General features: G+C 47.3%; 1 protein-coding gene. It reads right to left on the minus strand.

The features are described 5' to 3' along the window. Window positions 1–679 (minus strand): pyridoxal-phosphate dependent enzyme (locus tag A3750_RS18015; protein ID WP_156498705.1); only part of this gene is annotated, 679 nt, incomplete at its 3' end. Between the last annotated feature and the right edge of the window lie 148 nt (window positions 680–827).

The raw sequence follows: 827 nt of genomic DNA on the forward strand, positions 1-827 counted from the left end.
CACCCTTTAAAGCGGACACCCCTATAACGCGCTGTCTCTGTGGCGCAGCGGCGATAATGCCAGCCTGAGTGGTACCAGAACCTACCGGAGTTAAGATAATATCGTAGCCCTCATCGAGCTCGTCGAAAAAACGCTCCATTAGTTCTCTTATTCCCTGCAAACCGGCAAGCCCCTCTCCTCCTTCTGGAATAATGTACGTATCGGGATAGCTCGATTGAACAAGACTCTTATGCTCAGCTGTTGCATAACGTCGATAGTCTTGCCTATTCATCCACCTCAGGCACATGCCCCATGATTCGCACTCAATGAGCGTTGGTGAAAGCTTACTCCGAGACGGTTTCTCACCTCTTATAATGCCCGTTGTACTGAAACCGTAATGATGCCCGGCATAGGCTAAAGCGTGTAAATGGTTCGAGTAAGCGCCCCCGAAACTCAAAACATGATTGTGCTCCGAGGCATAAGCAGCGAGGAGATGATGTTTCAGCTTGAACCATTTATTTCCTGAAATAAATGGATGGATTTTATCTAACCGCAGGACATCAAGCTCTAGGTTCCGAAAACGACTCGTTTCAAAGAAACGCGCAATCAAACCGGAAAGTTGATAATGCGACACATCCGGACGACGGCTAAACGCCTCAAACAAGTCTCGTAGCTCAACTTTTCCTAAAGCCTGCTGCACGTTTAGATATCCAATCGATGCAAATCGCAGCGGTCACTAATACCTAACTCGAAATCAGAAGGGGTTTCACACTTAGCGACTCGATTGTGGCAACGATCACCACTTGAATCCACCTCATGACAAATTGGATCATCAAAATGCTCTAACC

This window comes from Oleiphilus sp. HI0079, from assembly GCF_001635105.1.